The organism is Niastella populi (assembly GCF_002078015.1).
GTDB classification, from domain to species: domain Bacteria; phylum Bacteroidota; class Bacteroidia; order Chitinophagales; family Chitinophagaceae; genus Niastella; species Niastella populi.
This window is the reverse complement of the sequence record NZ_LWBP01000240.1, coordinates 1-19,093: the sequence shown is the minus strand read 5'-3', so window position 1 is coordinate 19,093 and position 19,093 is coordinate 1. Positions and strand designations below refer to the sequence as shown.

At 42.3% G+C, this 19,093-nt stretch carries 13 protein-coding genes; 6 read left to right on the top strand and 7 right to left on the bottom strand.

All coding sequences use genetic code 11. The features are described from left to right. Positions 1 to 662: 662 nt before the first annotated feature. The 5 genes from A4R26_RS30920 to A4R26_RS30900 all read right to left on the bottom strand — a co-directional run bounded on the left by A4R26_RS30920 (position 663) and on the right by A4R26_RS30900 (position 8,939). A complete protein-coding gene (locus A4R26_RS30920) occupies positions 663 to 1,058 on the bottom strand; it encodes a response regulator (RefSeq protein ID WP_081170465.1) in 396 nt (131 codons plus the stop codon). Between the two features lie 35 nt (positions 1,059 to 1,093). Further along, positions 1,094 to 1,762 carry a GAF domain-containing protein gene (locus tag A4R26_RS30915; protein WP_081170463.1) on the bottom strand — a complete coding sequence of 223 codons (669 nt, stop codon included), beginning with the start codon at positions 1,760 to 1,762 and terminating at the stop codon, positions 1,094 to 1,096. 31 nt (positions 1,763 to 1,793) lie between these two features. Next, positions 1,794 to 4,691, bottom strand: a complete 2,898-nt coding sequence (locus tag A4R26_RS30910) for a PAS domain S-box protein (protein WP_133054835.1) — start codon at positions 4,689 to 4,691, stop codon at positions 1,794 to 1,796. A gap of 77 nt (positions 4,692 to 4,768) precedes the next feature. After that, entirely contained in the window at positions 4,769 to 5,158 is a 390-nt protein-coding gene (locus A4R26_RS30905) for a response regulator (RefSeq protein ID WP_081170459.1), read from the bottom strand. A gap of 4 nt (positions 5,159 to 5,162) precedes the next feature. After that, on the bottom strand, positions 5,163 to 8,939 hold the full coding sequence (locus tag A4R26_RS30900; RefSeq protein WP_081170457.1) for an ATP-binding protein: 3,777 nt from the start codon (positions 8,937 to 8,939) through the stop codon (positions 5,163 to 5,165). Between the two features lie 883 nt (positions 8,940 to 9,822). Between A4R26_RS30900 and A4R26_RS30895 the strand changes: the two genes are divergently transcribed. The 6 genes from A4R26_RS30895 to A4R26_RS30870 all read left to right on the top strand — a co-directional run bounded on the left by A4R26_RS30895 (position 9,823) and on the right by A4R26_RS30870 (position 14,664). Then, a complete protein-coding gene (locus A4R26_RS30895; protein ID WP_133054834.1) occupies positions 9,823 to 10,503 on the top strand; it encodes a hypothetical protein in 681 nt (226 codons plus the stop codon). A 146-nt stretch (positions 10,504 to 10,649) separates the two neighbouring features. Then, positions 10,650 to 10,904 carry a hypothetical protein gene (locus A4R26_RS30890; protein ID WP_081170453.1) on the top strand — a complete coding sequence of 85 codons (255 nt, stop codon included), beginning with the start codon at positions 10,650 to 10,652 and terminating at the stop codon, positions 10,902 to 10,904. Positions 10,905 to 10,914: 10 nt separating this feature from the next. Next, positions 10,915 to 11,790: a hypothetical protein gene (locus A4R26_RS30885; protein ID WP_081170451.1), complete on the top strand. Its 876-nt coding sequence runs from the start codon at positions 10,915 to 10,917 to the stop codon at positions 11,788 to 11,790. A gap of 33 nt (positions 11,791 to 11,823) precedes the next feature. Beyond that, entirely contained in the window at positions 11,824 to 12,504 is a 681-nt protein-coding gene (locus tag A4R26_RS30880) for a response regulator transcription factor (RefSeq protein WP_081170449.1), read from the top strand. Continuing rightward, positions 12,501 to 13,835 (top strand): sensor histidine kinase, encoded by a 1,335-nt coding sequence (locus tag A4R26_RS30875; RefSeq protein ID WP_081170447.1) that lies wholly within the window; start codon positions 12,501 to 12,503, stop codon positions 13,833 to 13,835. The genes A4R26_RS30880 and A4R26_RS30875 overlap by 4 nt, the downstream gene beginning before the upstream one ends. Before the next feature lie 130 nt (positions 13,836 to 13,965). Next, a complete protein-coding gene (locus A4R26_RS30870; protein WP_081170445.1) occupies positions 13,966 to 14,664 on the top strand; it encodes a porin family protein in 699 nt (232 codons plus the stop codon). Between the two features lie 145 nt (positions 14,665 to 14,809). Here the strand turns inward: A4R26_RS30870 and A4R26_RS30865 are convergent, their stop codons facing one another. Next, positions 14,810 to 17,890, bottom strand: coding sequence for a response regulator (locus tag A4R26_RS30865; RefSeq protein ID WP_081170443.1), 3,081 nt, complete (start codon positions 17,888 to 17,890; stop codon positions 14,810 to 14,812). An 11-nt stretch (positions 17,891 to 17,901) separates the two neighbouring features. Beyond that, on the bottom strand, positions 17,902 to 19,093 hold a 1,192-nt coding region (locus A4R26_RS30860), incomplete at its 5' end, for a TonB-dependent receptor domain-containing protein (protein ID WP_081170441.1).

Below are 19,093 nucleotides of genomic sequence, written 5' to 3'. Positions count from 1 at the left end.
AAAGGGCCTTCAAATCCAATGACTTGAAGGCCCTCGTAAATTCTAGTCGGGACAACTGGACATATTTCGAACCTACGGATAAAGGATTTATTGGAAATTCAACAGTTTACGCATATGTTTAGTAACCCAAATCAAGTTGATTATATAAAGCATGTTTGATATACAAATAAGCAAACCAGTTGCAATTGAAGTAAAAGATCCAATTCAAACTACTTTTCCCTTAGAAAACGAGTATTGTTTTTATAATCTGGAACCACATATTTATGCTAATCTTTTATAAGTATGACATTAGTTTTATGATAAATGAATCATTAAGATATTGAATTTTATAAAGAATGGAGACGGTACTCTCAAAATTTATTGGGCTTCTGATACATTTGCTTTTATTTGGAAGATTGACTGTACTCCTCACTTCACAAAGATTGAGTCTACATTGAATCTACGCAACAAAGAGAAATTACAAAAGTTTGTCTTCCCTGTCGACTCCATTATCAATAACCGCTAGGATCACTGTTACTAAAGGAAGGCATTGTAATAGGTAGTAGACTTTGCATAGTAAATAGTTCAAAGCTAACCAGTGGAATCGGGTTGTGACAGATACATTGCTTATTGATCATTGAAACTGCATTTTTTGTAGGCAAACCTGGCGAGGTGTAGAACATTCACAACAGCACTTTTGTCCTTATATTTTCTGCCACTTGTACATATTCATCATAGCTCGATGGTTTTACCACATAATCCAGTATGCCGATTTTTCGGTATTCCGCGATCTCATCATCTATTTTTGAGGTGGATAGTACAACAACAGGAGTGTGCTTATACTTTTCCATTCCCTTTAAGCCCGTTAAAAATTCTTTACCAGAAATGCCAGGTAAAAGATTATCAGTGACGATGAGTTTTGGCAGGCATTCATGCTTTACCGATTCCAGATACATAAATGCCTGCATTGCTGTTTTTACATGATGCACCCCATTCAACCCGGCTTGTAAAAAAGCATTTGCCAGAATTTCTATATCATCTTCGTCATCATCAATCATCAGGATCTTACATGCGCTCATAATGTGGGGTAGTTTTTTTGTTCAAACATCGGCGCCTACATCAGGCTTAACTGTTGCTCCACATGATTTAAAAATGTTTTGGAAGCGTCCAGGTAATCCAGCATTTTTTCTTTTTGCTTAGCATCACCAGTTTTTTCCACTTCCTGTATGGCATCATCGAGGTGGTCACGTATGTCTAATGTCAATTTTTTCACGTTTATGACTGTGTTGCGCAGGGCCAGGCGCAACTCCATTTCGTCCATCACTATTTCTGAAAGCTCTTTTAAGATTTTCTGTTCCTTCTCTGTCAGGATTCTGGGTGTTTTATCAATGATGCAAAGCGTTCCCAGGTTACATTGACGTTCTGTTTGCAAAGGGGCTGCCGCATAAAAACGAAGTCCGAACTCGCCAGCCACCAGTGGATTGGCCAGTGTTCTTGGGTCGGTAGCGGCGTTGTCTATTACATACACATCATCCGACAAAATAGCCGAGGCGCAGAGCCCTGGATCCCGATTGATCTGATTTACCGAAAGGCCATACGCCGACTTAAACCATATACGGTCTGTGTCCACAAGGCTTATAATAGCAATGGGCACATCAAACAGTATGGCGGCCAACCGGGTAATGCGGTCGAAACTGCCGTCCGGGGGAGTATCCAGGATGTTGTATCGCTTTAATTCTTCAATCCGTTTTTCTTCGTTGGCGGGTTTTTGTAGCGTTGTCATAATGGTATATTTATTAGATCAATTTAATGATTTAATGTTTTAGTGGTAGAATCACTGTAAATGTAGCACCCTTGTTCAATGCGGCATCAGCGAAAATAATGCCGCCATGTAATTGAACGACTTTTTTGCAAAGCGCAAGCCCAATGCCATAGCCACCATAGCTGCTGCGGTCGTTGAGCCGCTGGAACACGGTAAAGATTTTGGAGGCAAAACCGGGGTCAAAACCAATTCCATTGTCCTGCACCGTGATCATGGTGTAGGTTGCACTCTCTGTTAATTCCGACCACTGCTGTTTGCCTTCTTCCGGCAAGGGTTCTGCTTTTATTTTTATATAAGGCGCAACCCCTCTTTTAGTAAACTTTAGAGAATTGCCGATTAAGTTGAAGAAAAGCTGGTTCATCTGCAGGGGCATGGCCTCAATTGTAGGCAGGGGATCGATTTCAATTGTTGCTTTTTTCTGTTCAATGAGCAGTTCATAATCCGTCAAAATAGATGTAAGCAAATTATTCAGGTCAAGTTGTTCAAATCGGAACGAAGCGTTCGTTATCCGTGAATACTCCAACAAACTTTGAATAAGCCCCGACATCCGATCAGCGGAGGCGTGAATTTTTTGAAGGTGCCTGGCTGCTTCACTGTTTCCTTCTACGCTTTTGGTAAGCCCGTCACTGAAAATCCTGATTTTGCGCAGTGGTTCTTGTAGGTCGTGCGAGCAAACATAGGCAAACTGTTGTAGCTCCTGATTCACCACCTGTAACTGTTTATTGGCACTTTCCAATTCTGCTGTTCGTTCCTGTACTTTTTCGGAAAGAGCATTGGCAAAGTGTTTTTGCTCGGTAATGTCCTGCGCAATGCCCACCAATCGTTTAGGCTCGTTGTTTTCGTTGAAATAAATTTTTCCTTTTATCCGTACCCAGATCACGTTGCCATTCTTTTTTATTACCCTTGCATCATAATCCAGGATACTAGTCTGCAAAGCTTTTTTGTAGGCACTTTCCCGCAGCACCAGATCATCCGGATGGATAGCTGAAATAAAGCGGTGGCGTTCAGCATCCGCTTCCACATTAAAAATTTCTGCTAATCTTTTTGATACCTTTTGTTTATTCGTTTTCAGGTCCACATCAAATGTTCCCTGATCCGATGCTTCTATAGCCAGCCGTGCTCTTGCCTCACTCTCTTCTAATTCCTTATAGGCACTTACAAGCTCTGTTACTTCAGCAGCCGTATTCATGACGCCATACACCTGGCCCTTTGCATTGTACAGCGGCGTAAAGCTGTAGTTGAAATAAAAGGGTTGTAAAACGCCATTAACCACCAAATCAACACGCTGATGCCTGGCGTGAAAGGGGATGCCGGTAGTATAAACTCTGTCAAGTTGTGCGTAAATGTTTTGGTCCGCCAGTTCCGGCAAGACTTCAGAGTACAATTTCCCCTCCACCTCGTTGCCTTTTCCCCAAACATTTTTGATGGACTGGTTAGCAAACTGGATGCGCATGTCACGCCCTACATAAACGCCGATCGGGAATGGTGCGCTTTCGACCAGGGATCGAACCTGCTGTTCGCTTTCCTCCACTTTGCGCCTCGCTTCTACCAGTTGGGTAACATCATGCGCAACGGCAATAAATCCGTCAACGCTGCCGTTCGCATTAAACAAAGGTTGCCAGATAGCGTTAAAAAGGCATTCCACTTCTCCGCTTTTTTTCTTAAGCCTGACCGGGTATTCGTTTACAAGAACGGGTTCTCCCGTCTCAAATAATTTTTCAACCAGCGGCTCAATGGCGTCCCTTCCTTCTGCCAACGCTTCAAGCAGCGGTTTTCCTATAAATTCAGTTCTTGAGCGGTCGACAACTTGCAGGTAAGTATCATTTGCTATTTCCCCAATCAACTCCTTTCCCTTGAAAACGGCAATGGCTACGGGCGCCAGTGTCAAGAGGCTTCTAAACTGTTCTTCGCTTTGCTCAAGTTTTTTCCGTGACAGAATCACTTCCGTTACGTCCTGCACAAGTGCCATAACACCGCTGATAGTGCCATCTGCTAACCTATAAGGCTGATAAATAACGTTTAAATAACCACTGATCTCTTTTCCCTCTACCACCACATAATACGGCTGATCGTACAAGTGAAGCGGCTTGCCTGTTCGCAGTACATTATTGAGCAGGGGTTTGAAAGTAGCCTCGGCTTGTGGTATTACACTGAAGAGTGGTTTGTTCAACAGTTGTTCGGGTGTCCGGTTAATCAGTTTGCCATACATTTCGTTCACCACATCTACAATCATTTCTTCGCCCAACAGCACCACTATTCCCACCCTGGCTTCACGAACAAGATTTTGAAAACGTTCCTCACTTTTGCCGGGGGGGTCAATCATATGCTTTTCCTTTTCAGCTGTTTGACGTCTTTCGCGCTCTGCATGATCGTGTTCGATAGCAATTAGAGCGGTATGTGCCGCAAGGCCGATCAGCTGTTTGTCAGCCTCTGTTGGCTGCCGCGGCACTTGATAGTAAATAGCAAAAGTGCCCCTCAGCCTGCCTTCGTTATTAATCAGCGGGGTCGACCAGCATGAATGTAAATTATGTTTCAGTGCATAGTGCTTGTAATCTTTCCATAAAACGCTCGCTTCAATATTGTCTACGATAACTGGCTTTCTTAAATATGCCGCGGTGCCGCACGAGCCCATATTGGGCCCTATTTTCAAACCATTAATGGCTTCAATATAGTCTTTGGGCAGTTGACTGCCGGCAAGATGGTAGAGATGTTGCCCGGCCTCGTCTGTAGATAAAATGGAGGCGATCAATCCTCCGTCTGATTGGGCTTCCACCCATTTTAGCAGGCGGTCCAGCACAATCATTACTGATTTACCCTCTGTAATCAATTGCAATACATCACTTAGTCCATTGGTAAAGGCTCCTAAAGACATTTTCTCGATCTTATCCAAATTTCGTATACGTTTATACTTTATTAGACTTCCGGTGCACTTTGTAATCTCTCTATGTTATTTCCCCCTGTCGTTAGCTACCGTGATAGGTTATTATTAATGATATTTACCAGTAGATCTTTTAATGAAACGAAATCATCCGGTTTGGTTATAAAGCCGGCTGCGCCCAATTCACGCGCTAATTCTTTTTCCCGAATCCTCGAAGATGTACTATACATAAAAACCGGTATTTGCTGTAGATGGGGCGTCTTTTTAAATTTCACCAAACAATCCCACCCGCTTATAATAGGCATATTAATGTCCAGAAATATCATATCAGGTAAATTTTCGCCTGGTTCCAAAAGTCTTTTCAAACTCTCCCTGGGGTCAATAAACTGCTTGAACACTGCAGAGGGGGCAATTTTCTGCAATACATCTTCGAAAATGAGACCGTCATCCATATCATCGTCTATCAATATAATTTTCATACTCCTAATGACTGGCTTTGGTTTGATGTAAAGGTAAGGTTATTAAAAATCGGGCGCCTTTCCCCGGCTCGCCCGTGGCCTTTACCGTTCCACCGTAACGCTCGATAATCCGCTTGCACAACGACAGTCCTAATCCTGTTCCTTCAAACCGGTCTTTCGAATTTAACCGGGAGAATGTTTCAAATATCTTTTCTGAAAACTGCTGTTCAAAACCGATCCCGTTATCCCTTACTGTTATTTCCGCCCATTCACCACCGTCTTTTTTAACGAGGGTATGATTGATAACAATATGCAGCAGAACATCCGGTTGTGAAAATTTCAGCGAGTTGTTAAGGAGGTTGTAAAAAAACTGATAAAACAAAACAGAAGCGCCTTCAACAATCGGTAGGCGCTCGTATTCCAGTGTCGCCGATTTCCGGGAAATTTCCAACTCAAGATCTGCCTCTATTTGTTGTATCACTTCTGTGAGATCAACGGGCTCAAGTTCTTGCTGTTCCGCTTCAATGGTTGAATAATTGAGTACGCCCTCAATCATCGCTTTCATCCGGTCGGCAGCAGCCTTAACTTTTGCTGCGTAAACTTTAGAGATATCGGAGAGATAAGTACGGTCGTCATCGATAATTCTACCCAAAAACGTTTTGATCTTTCTTAACGGTTCTTTTAGGTCGTGGCTGGTAACATGAGCAAACTGTTGCAACTCCTGATTGGATTTTTGCAAAGAAAGATTTAGTTCTTTAAGCTCTTGTGTTCTTGCCTGCACTTGTTGTTCAAGTAAGGAGGCTTGTTCTTTTGTTATGTGCACATTGGTTGTTGTGCCGAACCACTGAACAGTTCCATGTTCCCGGTCCTTATGAGGAACCCCGCGGGTTAAATGCCACATATAATTACCGTCTTTCATTTGAATGCGGTGCTCGAACTGGAAAGCATCCCCTGCAGCTACCGCTCTTTCCCATATTTGTTGCGCTCTTACCAGATCATCATCGTGGACCAGGCCTTGCCAAAACCAGTTGCCATCGGCTAACTTTTGTACGCCTCCATATTCCGACAGTCTATCGTTGAAATAGGTAACCTGCCCTTCACTATTGGTCACCCAAACCAACTGAGGCATTGCATTGGCCATTTCTTTCAACTTGCTTTCACTTAATTCTATCTTTTTTCTGGCTATTACCTGCGCAGTAACGTCTACCCCAATACCAAGCACCCCATATACCCGGTTTTCTTCATCCCGCACAGGAGTATAAATGAAATTCAGGTATATGGTTTCAGGACGTCCGAAGCGCACGAGATCAACAGGAACTTCGTCACCGTTAAAAGGTACGCCTGTGTTATATACCTGCTCCAATAGTTTTACAAAACCCTGTTGCTCCACTTCCGGCAAAGCCTGCGCTATGGGCAAGTTGATAACTTCATGGTATCTCCTTCCCCATACCTCCAGTCCCTTTTCGTTGACAATGTCTATAATGAAGGAGGGGCCGCGTAACAGCGTGGTAGCCACGGGCGATTGCATAATCACACTTCGCAGGTTATTCTCAGCAGCCTGGCGATTTTTGGCCAATCTTATGTTTGCTTCCACCCGCGCCAGCAACTCTTTTGAAGAAAATGGTTTAACCAGGTAATCATCGGCGCCTGCATCCAGCCCCTCTACTTTTGCTTCTTCACCTGCCCGGGCAGACAAAAAAATGACCGGCGTATTTTTGGTGACAGCATGTGCACGAATGTAATTTAATAAGCGAAAGCCATCTAACCTGGGCATCATTATATCCGAAATTATCAGCTGGGGCTTGTACTTGAGCGCTTTGATGAATGCATCTTCTCCATCAGTTGCCGTTAGTACCTCATAGTAGTTCCGCAGCAATCGTTGCAGGTATTCCCCCATGTCAGCATTATCGTCGGCAATTAACACCCTGGTATTCGTGGTAGAGGAAGCATACGTTTGAAAACCTTCGTCCAACATGATATCATGCAACTCGTTGTTCTTCTGATCGTCTTCCGGCAACCACTTCATTGCCTCTTGTATATAGGCATCTGCCTGGTGAGATACAGAAATCGGTGCGACAGTATCATCTATTTTATCGGCGGGCAAATGCTCTTTTCCGCCTGGAATAGTTACGGTAAAAGTGGATCCCTTGCCAGGCTGACTCTCTACAGTAATAGTTCCATTGTGTAAGTGAACAAGCTCCTTTACCATGGCTAAACCAATACCGGCCCCTTCCTGACTTCGGCCTTCGACGTTGTCAACACGGTGAAAGCGATCAAATATCTTCTGCAATTGATCAGCAGGTATGCCGATACCCGTATCTGAAACGGAAAGTCTCACCGAATGATCAGCCCCCGTAATGCTTACCGTTATGCATCCCTGTTTACTATATTTAAAGGCATTGGAAACAAGGTTCATAACAATTTTTTCCCACATCTCCACATCTACATACACCTCCTGCCAGATTTCACTACATGTTAGTACCAACTGCATTCCAGCCTTTTCAATTGCGGACCGGAAGCTGCCGGCCTGCTCCCTGGTAAGGCTGCAAATATCAACCCTGGAAAACCGCGCCTGTACCCTTCCCGCTTCCAATCGTGAAAACTGGAGCAAGGTGTTAACAAGCTTTTGCATGCGAAGAGCGTTGCGATAAGCTACATCCATTCTTGCTTTGTTCTGAGTTGTAGTCGACGGATCGTTCATTGCATCTTCAATTGGGCCAAGCAAAAGTGTGAGCGGTGTTCTGAACTCATGGCTGATGTTGGAAAAGAACGTTGTCTTTGCTTTATCCAGAACGGCAAGCGAAGCGGCTTTTTGCCGCTCTTCCTCTAGGGAATAAATATTGTTTAAAGCGGTCACAATAGCCGCAACGATCGATTCAATGAAAACCCGGTAATCACCGTCAAACTTTCTTCGCGCGCTGATGCCACAAACGAGTACGCTTTTTAATGGTCGTGTGCCACTTTTAATCGGTACGATAAAGGCTTCAGTAGGTTCTTCCTCCCAATAGCCTTTCGGAACAGCCGTAAAGTATACCTTCAGATCGTTTATATGTAAGGGTTGGCCGCTTTCGACGATTTGGTCCAAAGGCCAGTTGTGCGGGTCACAAATTTCAATCGATTCATTGTGAAAAGTAGTACCATTAAGTAAAAAGTGCTCATTTTGACAATTGTATAGCAGCGCAAAAAGAATATCAGCCGAACCGGCTTTAAGAAGCTGAATGGCCAGATCTTCTACCTCGACAACAGTTTGGGCAGCGGCTATATGCAGTATGAAATTTTTTAAAAAAGCAGTTCTTCTTTCATTGATCACGCGGTAGGTAGTTTCAATAACTGCATTAAATACACCATCTACCTTCCCGTTTTCACCGTATACTGGTGTAAAGGTAAAATCGAAATAACATTCTTCAGTGTAGCCATGGCGCTGCATGGGTAACAGGGCGTCTTTACTGCCACCAGGATAACCAGAAAAAGCTTTATCAAACTGTGGCTCAATGTCGTTCCAGATATCCGGCCACACTTCTCTGGCTGCACGGCCCAACGCCCAGGGATGTTTGTTTCCAGGGATGGAACTCCATGCATCATTATAAATAAGCGTTAGTTCCCGGCCCCAATAAATCGCAATAGGGAAATTAGAATTCAAACAAATACTTAACGCTGATCGCAGGCTTTGCGGCCAGCTGTTAACCGCACCAATAGGGGTGCGCGACCAGTCGAATTCCTTGACGCGCTGTCCCATTACGCTACCACTGGATAAATAGTCTGGCGTGTGTGTAGGAGTGCCTACAGTAATAGGAGCCTTCATAAACACTCAATATAATTTAAGTTCATAGTACTTAAAGCTTGGAGACCCTGTATTTTGTATTTGTCAAATTGGACAAGCGTCCCTGCTGACTTATTCATCTAAGAATAATTGAGTAATGTGAAAAACTGATAAACATATAAAAAACATGCCAGGTGCGTTTTCATCTTTTCACTCCGATTCATTACAAAAGTGTAGCCTTATGGTGCTGGATGCCGAACGCGCGGTAAGTGCCATCATGCAAATCAAATTATCTGCATTTGTAATATCCTGTAAGACAACTAAATACGATGTGATGTAATGAGGATTTTCTACTAATCTGTAATTTTCTATAGGTGTCAAGGCTTGAATGATTGAACTTCCAAAAGAGATACAGTTAGATTGACCTAAGAATAGTCCAGGAATAAAAAAAAGGCCCCTCCCGTAGAAGTAAGAGGCCTTAATTGTGATACCATTAACCATTAAACCTAAATATCCTGGCCCAAACATACATACAAATGAATTATTATGCAACTTCCAGGGAGGCATATATATCAATTATTTTATTGTATATATCGGGGCAAAACGAATAGATTTTATTCATGCATTAGCATTGCAACGGACACTACCACTTGAAACGGTCAGTGAAAATAAACACTCCACGTTTTCCCCATATAAGTGATCTTATCCGAAAATTTAAGCACCCAGGGTGCATCAGAAGTTGTATCAATTGTTGGTATATTATAACGCATCGGGTTCAATAACCAGAAGTTTTTTTTAATTATAAACTACTGAAAAAGAAATCATTAATTCTATAAAAATAACATATTATTTTTTTTTCATTTTCTCTTCATGTTCGGCGATTAAGTTTGCTTTGTAATTATTTTTAATAACACAATTCAACTTTATGAAACCACATTTTTTTATGGCTATTGCCATTCTGATTGCAGGAACAGTTAATGCACAAACGAACACGTCGGTAAAGTCAGCACAATCTGCTAACGCCACTAACAAAGCCGATATAAATAAGGCTGGGGAAACAGTGCAATCAAACGGTAATGTTTCTGCCGATGCTTCGGCAAATGCACAGGTAAAAACGGATGTTGTGAAGCAAAATAAGGCTCGTGCAAAAAAAGAAGGTACAGCGACAATATCTGCTGTTGCTGATAAAAAGGATAAGCTTCAGACAGAAACGGCCTCTGCTACAGGAACAGCTCTGCAAGAGGCCTCTGTAAATGGTAAGTCAAATGCTTCGATAAACACCCAAAAACGTGCTGCTGCGGAGATAACAACTTCCAGTGAAGTAAAGACTGAAGCAGTGCAGGCTGCCAAGTCCAATATCAGAAAGGAAGGAGAAGCTGTTGTAAACGCTACGGTCGAAACGAAAAAAAATGTAAAAGCTGAGGCTGACAATACTGTCAAAGCGGTTAATAAAGATGTTTCCGGCAAAGGTGAAACCAATGCTTCGATAAAAGCAGGGAAAAAAGTAAAAGTGGACGCTGCTTCCGGCCAGGAAGTCAAGGTAAAGCCTTCCTCCATTGGAGTAAATACTCGGGTAACCAGTGCTACTGGTTTAAATCTCCGGTAAAGCTTGATGGTTACAAAGGGGACTTCTATACTTCCTATAACATAGAAGTTTCCCTTTTTTAATAAATTTGCCCCTTGATGAATCATAGAAAGCCGATACTACAATATGCGGCAGCTGGGATACTGCTGGTTCTTTTCTCAATTCCAATGAAGGGGAAAGCCGGCATCTTACCTTATGCGCGCCTGATGACAGATACGATCCCGGCACCGGTACAACAGCCGCCTTCTGAAACGGAAAAAAATCAGCCTGTTTCCGCACCGGTCAGGGAAGAGGTGAAGAAGGTGCCTAAATCCCGCAAGCAGGTAAAACCAGTAGCTGTTCCCCCTGTTGGTGTAAAAGTGCCGGTAAAACCCATAATTGTAAAACCGCAGATCCGGCGGGTTACAGGATTAATTCCTTAAGAATTTGTGTATGAAAAAAATATTGTTTAGCCTTTTGCTGGCAGGACTTAATCTGTTTGCACAAGCCCAAAAAGATACGTCACAGGTTACCGATGCAAAAGATACTATTATAGCAAAACCCCGCAACACCCTCACATTTGGAATCAGTTATGCCAATAATGCTAGCTATTATGGACAAAAGTCTGAGGAGAAAACATCTTACATAGCAGCCGTTGCCTCTTACCGGCTTAAATCTGGTCTTTATTTTACCGGATCGGCTTTCCGGCTGCTGAAAGATTCGGCCAAACTCGCTTCTGCTTCCAGCCTCGGTATCGGGTATAACATCAAAATGGGATCAAAATGGGTTGCAGACGTTAGTTACAGCCACACCTTTTACCCGGCCTATTCTCCCTTTCTGCAAGCAGCTAACAGCAACACGGCCAGCGTATTACTTAACTTCAATTATTTTCTGACCAATGGGATAAGCGTAGATTACGCCTTTGGTAAGCAGGACGATATATTTGCTACGTTTACTACCAGTAAAGATATTGAGTTGGGAAACTTATTCAGTAAAAAGGACGGTATATCAATAGCTCCGTCAATCGAAATTGTTGGCGGAACACAGCGGTTTTATACAACATATATTGAAAACAAAAAGATCAGGGACAGCCTGCTGGATTTGATCACACCTATCCTTGGTGGAGGCAGATCAACTCCTGCCACTACTACAAAAGAAGCTACCAGTTTCGATCTCTTATCTTATAGCTTTAAACTGCCCTTATCTTATTATAGAAGCAGCTATCTGATCGAACTGTCTTATCAACTATCTGTATTAAGTAAAGAAGCGCAAACAGGTGCCGGAGACGCCAATTCATTTTTCAACATCACCTTATATTATCAATTTTAACCGAATAGCATCAACTCCTTTCAAAACAATATTATGAGAGTCCTGATTGTAGAAGATGAAAGATCGATGGCATTGGAAATGGAGGCATTTCTTAAAAATGCATCTTATTTATGTGACCTTGCTTTTACAGCCCGTCAGGGATTGAAGCAAATGGAAGAAAGTGCGTATGATTTTATTCTGTTGGACCTGGGCTTGCCGGATAAGGATGGCTTAGAAGTGTTGCAGCAAGCGAAAAAGTGTTGTCCCGAGGCATCTTATATTATTCTTACAGCAAGGGGTGATCTGGAAGATAGGATCAAAGGCCTGGATTTGGGAGCTGACGACTATCTTCCCAAGCCATTTTCTCTTTTGGAATTGTTGTCTCGCATCCAGGCCATTACAAGGCGCAAATCAGGATGGAAGGATTCAGTGATGGAGCTTGGAGAGTTTCTCTTTGATATGCGTCACCGTCGGATAATGTTTGGGAAAGAGGAAGTACCTTTATCTAAAAAGGAGTTTGATTTATTGCACTATCTCGTGCTTCATAAGAACCGGCCATTAACCCGGCTACAGCTTAGCGAACATATCTGGGGTAGTTTTTCAGATGATGATTATGACTCAAATTATATCGACGTTCATATAAAAAACATCCGTAAAAAGCTATCTGCTTTTGCATCGGCAGAATGGTTGCAAACTATCCGGGGTATCGGATACAAAATAAAGGCTGTCGATTGAAACTAATAAACAAACTTACGCTTTTCATTACCCTCTCCAAATTGGTTATTGTCCTGCTGTTTGTAGGATTATTGCCCAAATTGGTACATGAAGCGGCTGCCCGCTTTACGGATAATTCATTGAGAGAACAACAAAAAAAAGTAGTGCGGGAAGTGGCGCAAAGGGGTATTGACTTTTACCTTCAGGGAGAAGACAGCTATGGCAGTTATACTTTATTAAAGGAAGAATATATTTCGCTGGAACCAGGCACCAGACCATCAGCCTTGCCTGCCGATACCATTGAAACAGCCATGCGTATTGTAGAGGGCGATACCCTTAATTACCGGGTTTTGACACATACCATCACCTATCAGGGCAAACCCTATATTCTGGAGATAGGCAAACAGGAGTCTGTGATCAACCGTTTTAGTCGCCCATTACAAAAGATAGCTCTTTCCGTGCTAATTGCCCTTGTGATTATTACAATTCTGGCAGATTTGATTTATACCCGTTTTCTACTGAAGCCGCTTGGTGTTATAATTCGATCAAAACTCGTCAATACACAATTTCCTTTTACCGAAAAGATGAGTTTAGTGAAAACTTCAACATCCGATTTTCAGTACCTGGACCAGTCGCTGACCACCCTTATGGAGAAAATCCACAGAGATTTTGAAAAAGAAAGGGAGTTTACCTCTAACGCCTCCCATGAATTAATGACTCCCATTACCATTCTTCAAAACAGGATGGAGAATCTATTGTCAGAGGGGAAACTTGAAGATGAAGCCTTCCTAAGGGTAGAGGGCATGATGAAAACATTGAATCGGTTAAAGCAGATCGTCAGGTCGTTGTTGCTGATCTCCAGGATTGAAAACGATCAGTATACAAAAAAGGATATTGTAAAGATAAGGGAACTTTTAAATGATGTGATTGAAGAGCTACATCACCGGCTGGAGGGAAAAGGCCTGTCACTATCATTAGCCCTTTCTTCAAGCATGCAGTTAAGCCAGGTGAACCGGGATTTGCTGTTCCAGCTATTTTACAACATTATCAATAATGCAATCCGGTATAACAAAGACAATGGCCGGATCACTATATCGGATAGTTACATTTTGGGAGGAAAATACCTAATCACGATTTCGGATACGGGTATTGGCATACCTGTAAATGAAATTGCGTCCATATTCGAACGATTCAGAAAATCGGCTCACAGTACTGAAGAAAGCCATGGTCTGGGTTTGTCTATTGTGAAAAGCATAGCTGATTATCATGGTATAACCCTTCAGGTTCGTTCAACGCCGGGTGAGGGCTCCCAGTTCGATATCGTGTTTCCCTGGCAATTGGTAAAGGAGTAGTAAGTTAAAGGCATAATATCTGGTTTATATTTTATTCAATTACTATATTTGTCACATAACAATTAAACCTTATTCAAAATAATTAGCCTAACCTCTGTTATTTATAATCACCCTGTAAAAGCAATCAATTATGTTTTCAAAACGCTTACTTATTTTAACTATTATTTCTTATGTATGTGCACCTTCTATTGCCCAAACGGATGCAGCCTGGTTAAAAGTCGGTGTAAATTTTGCTAATGTGTCCTATAATAACGATGGCGAAGTAGATGACGCTGCTATGTTAACTTCCTTTCATGTAGGCTTTATGGCCGACATTAATGTCGCTAAAATATTGGCTATTCAACCCGGTATCTTGTTTACCGGTAAAGGTTCTAAAATACAAAGTGGTAATGCAAATGATAATTTCTATTATAAAGCTACTGCCAATCCATTGTATATTGAAGTACCGCTAAATGTTACATTAAAAATACCTTTCGACTCTTCGAAATCAAATTTCTTTGTTGGGGCTGGTCCATATGTTGGTATCGGCGTTGGTGGTAAAAGAAAAATTGAAGGAAGAAACTTAGCTGTTTCATACAGCAGCAAGGAGAAGATCCAGTATAGCAATGATGATCCATCCACTTTTAACAATGAAGAAGGCGCAGGATTAGGTGTAATGAGGAGGTTTGATTATGGATTGAATGCTACAGTTGGATTTCAACTAGGTAAAGGTATGTTTGCCCTTAATTATGGATATGGGCTGGCAAAACTCCAATCCGGGTCAAATAGTTCAGCTGATAACAACAATAAACATCGGGTGTTGAGTATTTCGGTTGGATTCCAATTATAGGTACATTTTTTTGGTGATAATTAAGGCCTGCACATAAAATGCAGGCCTTTTTTATATTATAGTAAAACACTCATCTCTTTGAGTATTTCATTGGCCAGTATATATTCTAATGAAACAGCTGGTTTGTCAGGCTTTTCTCAGTCGTCTAAATTTCTCCGAGATACCGCTGCAACACAGTCTCTATTTCTTTTAACCGGAATGGCTTAACCACAAAATCATTCATCCCTACCTGCAGGCAGCGTTCCTTATCCTCCTTCATTGCATCGGCGGTTAAGGCTATGATGGGAATGTCTTTTTTGGGCCCGCTTAACTGGCGGATTTGTAAGGTGGTCTCAAACCCGTCAAGTACCGGCATATTAATGTCCATAAAAATTAGCGACGGATTATGCTTTTCCAATAATTGAATTGCTTCCTGGCCGGTCTCGGCTCTTATTACCTTCAATTGCATATTGGTTAATACCTGCGCGATCAGTTCCATATTCATAGGATTATCCTCAGCTACCAGAATCTCTTTATGGTTTACAAACTTTGCAAGTTGCGGAATATTAACGTTATGGTTCTGTTTAAAATGTAACTTTTCAAATAGATCAGAGAGCAGGTTGACCAGCTCGTTCAATTTAACAGGTTTTGAAAGAAATTTATTGATTCCGATCTTTTCGGCTTCCTGCTGAAACATTGTCTTTTCCAGTGAAGAAAGCATCAGGATAAATGGCTCAGCCGAACCGCTTAGCAATTTTTTAATTTCCCCTACTAACGTTATACCATCCATACCCGGCATTTGATGATCCGTAATGATCAGATCAAACAACTGATTATTGTCAATAGCCTTCTGTATAACCGAAAGGGCGTCGGACCCGTTGAAACAAATTTTGCAGGGAATATCAAGATATTCAAAAATGCCCTTCATCAGTTCACAATTGGTAATATTATCGTCAATAACCAGCACTTCGCGCAGCAGTCCTTTCGACGCTAAGGATACACTGGGCATTTCATCAACGATCTGTAAACTTAAATTTAATGTAAACGTACTGCCTACGCCAAGTTCACTTTCAACAGATAAACTACCTGCCATAAGTTCTGCAAGACACCTCGATATGGTTAAACCCAAACCGGTTCCCCCAAATTTGCGGGTAGTGGAAGAATCCGCCTGGGTAAAGCTCTCAAAAATTGCATCGACCTTATCTTTTGCAATGCCAATGCCGGTATCTTTTACCGAAATGGCTAGCCCCAGCATTTTTCTGCCTTGCACCATATGTGTTACCCCCTGCTTCACGGTAACCAGCACTTCTCCCTCGCTGGTGAATTTGATGGCATTGCCAACGAGGTTGATCAATATCTGTCTTATCCTTACCGGGTCGCCATAAAACTGCGCAGGTAACTTCGGATCGATATGACAAATGAGCTCTATATTTTTTTCCTGGGCTTTTATATCCAGCATGTCTACCGTTTCCTCTATCACTTCATTCAAGCGGAAAGTAGTGTTGTCGATCAGTAATTTTCCAGCTTCGATCTTGCTGAAATCAAGGATATCATTAATAATATTAAGAAGATTATAGGCCGACTTATTTACATTGCCGAGGTATTCGCGTTGTGTTTTATTCAGCTCTGTGGTCAGCACAAGTTCACTAAACCCAATAATACCATTCATTGGCGTACGCAGTTCATGGCTCATATTGGCCATAAATTCGCTTTTGGCCACGCTTGCCGCTTCCGCCTTTTCTTTTGATTCCATCAACCGGGTTTCCATCTGGTTACGTTCAATAGCCGAACCTAGCGTAGCCGCGAATGATGTAAGAATGGAAAATTCGGTATCTGTCCATTCGCGATTCATCCTGCAATCATAAAAGCTCACAAATCCCCAGAATTCACCCAGTACAAAAACCGGAATGACCGCCATGGACTTTATCCCTTTATCGGTATGCATTCCTTTGAATAGCCCGTCTTCTATATCATCGATGAAACTGTAATAGATCTCGTTGTTGGATAATTTCTTAAAAGCATAGCTCATATATTTGATATGCTGGAACTCCGGCCTTTTGTATTCTATTTCATTATTTTGGGCTGTCCAGCGCATTAACTGATCTGAGAGCATGGCATTTTGCAGGTCGCCGGAACTTTTGAAAATGTTGACTATGTCAATATTCATTTTTATTCCAAGCAACCGTATCGATTCTCCCATTGCTTCCTCGATATCGTTATTACTGATCAATTGATGTGTGGCTTCGGCTACAGCCTGCAACAACTGGTCTTTTTTATGAAGGTCAATGGCGCTTTGTTTTATTTCCTTTTCGCTTGCATTTAGATTATCGCGCATTACGATAAGCGCTTTCCCCAGTACATCTTCCTCGCTGAGAGGTTGAAAAGGAATATTGAAATTCCGGATACCCACTTCATGTGCAAACTGTGTAGTGGCGAGGGTTTTTTCTGACAGATTATTAACGGCCTGTATCATTTCGCCGATCTCGTCTTTTCTTGTTTCCAGCGCCGAGCTGGGAATGATGCCTTTTCCAAGGTCGTTAACGATAGCTTTTATTTTATTGATAGGACCGATGATCACCCTCGTCATATAAATAGCCAGGAATAAGCCAATGCAGATAATGCTGATAGCGAGCACAATGATGATCGCTCTTAATTCATTGGAAGAACGTTTAAGAAGAAGGTGTTCTTCAAGTCTTATTTTTTTTGCATGAGCCATAATATTGCTAAGTGATTGCATTAAGGCATCTGTTTTCGGAAGCACTTCATCCTCAATTTTCCGCTCAGCCTCCAGCCTGATCACCAGGTCATCATAATCCTCAAATTTTTGTAAGGAACCCATTATGGCTTTTTCAATTAGAAGCAATTCTTCAAACCCTGTATAAACCTTCTGTAGACTATCCTTCAAATAGCTGTCTTTCCAGCGTGCCGAATAACCGTCGAGCCGCTCTTTCAGTGCCTGGTAATCGGACCGGTGCAGTTTCACCAACAGGTCTTTATCCTGCTGTTTTGAGCGCAGGAACACCCAGTTGGTCGTGTACATTTTTGATTCCAGCAGCATCTGATTCAGATCGTTCAGCGCCACCAGCGCAGGATCGATAATTTCAGAAACATTATAGGCCAGTTTTTTAGTGTTCTGCAAGGTGATGAGGGTAATGATGCCATTGACCACAAAGAGGAACACAAGAAGCGAAAAGCTGAGGTTGATTTTTCTTCGAATGGAAATATCGTTTGAAAAAAAACTTTTCATTGGTTCGGATATTATAGAAGACTGAATGTAAGACCTGCCATTACACGTAACGGATCCTGCAGGCTTCCATGGAATGTTATTGAATTGCTATCGTTTAAATTTACATCCAGCGGGTTGCGGTAGCGCTGGTTGAGAGCATTCTGTACTTTTGCAAAAAAGGTAAACCGTTCTTTCCAGGTATATCCTGCCGATGCGTTCACAAGGGTGAAACCCGGTAACAACTGCCTGTCGTGAGGGTTCGCATCATCGGCAAACCCTGTTAACCGTTGCTTACCGGAATGCAGCACTCTTACAGAATAATTGAAATCACCCGAATGGCCGTCTATTCCCGCCCTGAACTGCCATGGAGCAACGAAAGGCAAATGAACTTCAATTATCTTTGAAGAAGGACCACTTTCCATTACGGTTCCATCCACATAACTTATAGAGGTCCACGCTTTAAACTTCGAGGCGCCAATGGCGAACGCACTATTCACGATAAGGTTTCCCCCGTAGTTTTTCTGCGTTCCTGCATTAAAAGGAACCTCAATATAATCTACAGGATATCCTAAATAACGGTTATTGTATAAATGGGTATTCCCGTTATCCGGCACGCTGGTTATGAGATTTCTCATGTGGGTATAGTAACCGGTAAGCGTAAGGTTCAGGTACTGGTTGACCTTATGGTTGATACTTATCTCGGCTGTTTGTGAAGTGGTAGGCTTTAACCCGGGATTAGGAAGGTACCAAAAAGAAGACCTGTATGTTCTTCCGGAGTCAGTCGAATAGAAACTGCCATACTGTTCAAAGGAAGTTTGTGGAGAAGGCGCCCAGTAGGCAGTGCCATATAATGCTTTAATTGTTGTTTTAGCCGAGTGATTATAAATGAGGCCGGCACGAGGGTTGACAGTTGATCCAAATCTTGAATTATTGTCGTACCTCACGCCTACCGTCATGGCAAATTTTTTAAATGCAGTAAACTGTCCCTGCAGAAACGACCCTACATTGTGGTATTTGAGATGATAGAACTTTGCCGGAATACCACCCGGGTTATATGTGGTGGAAGAATTCAGCAGCGTCCCTTCCACCGCGCCATTTCCGTCAATCGGTTCTGCCAGCTCAACAGATTTCGGAATGGAGTTGAACAGCTCATACGTCAATCCTCCCAATACGTTGATGGTTCTGGCAAGCGGGAAACTGATCTGCTCATCCACTTTTATCATC

Bases quoted from the DNA above. Each gene is read 5' to 3' on its own strand.
- A4R26_RS30920 (WP_081170465.1), bottom strand. From the start codon at position 1,058: ATGAGCGCATGTAAGATCCTGATGATTGATGATGACGAAGATGATATA.
- A4R26_RS30915 (WP_081170463.1), bottom strand. From the start codon at position 1,762: ATGACAACGCTACAAAAACCCGCCAACGAAGAAAAACGGATTGAAGAA.
- A4R26_RS30905 (WP_081170459.1), bottom strand. From the start codon at position 5,158: ATGAAAATTATATTGATAGACGATGATATGGATGACGGTCTCATTTTC.
- A4R26_RS30900 (WP_081170457.1), bottom strand. From the start codon at position 8,939: ATGAAGGCTCCTATTACTGTAGGCACTCCTACACACACGCCAGACTAT.
- A4R26_RS30895 (WP_133054834.1), top strand. From the start codon at position 9,823: ATGAAACCACATTTTTTTATGGCTATTGCCATTCTGATTGCAGGAACA.
- A4R26_RS30890 (WP_081170453.1), top strand. From the start codon at position 10,650: ATGAAGGGGAAAGCCGGCATCTTACCTTATGCGCGCCTGATGACAGAT.
- A4R26_RS30885 (WP_081170451.1), top strand. From the start codon at position 10,915: ATGAAAAAAATATTGTTTAGCCTTTTGCTGGCAGGACTTAATCTGTTT.
- A4R26_RS30880 (WP_081170449.1), top strand. From the start codon at position 11,824: ATGAGAGTCCTGATTGTAGAAGATGAAAGATCGATGGCATTGGAAATG.
- A4R26_RS30870 (WP_081170445.1), top strand. From the start codon at position 13,966: ATGTTTTCAAAACGCTTACTTATTTTAACTATTATTTCTTATGTATGT.
- A4R26_RS30865 (WP_081170443.1), bottom strand. From the start codon at position 17,890: ATGAAAAGTTTTTTTTCAAACGATATTTCCATTCGAAGAAAAATCAAC.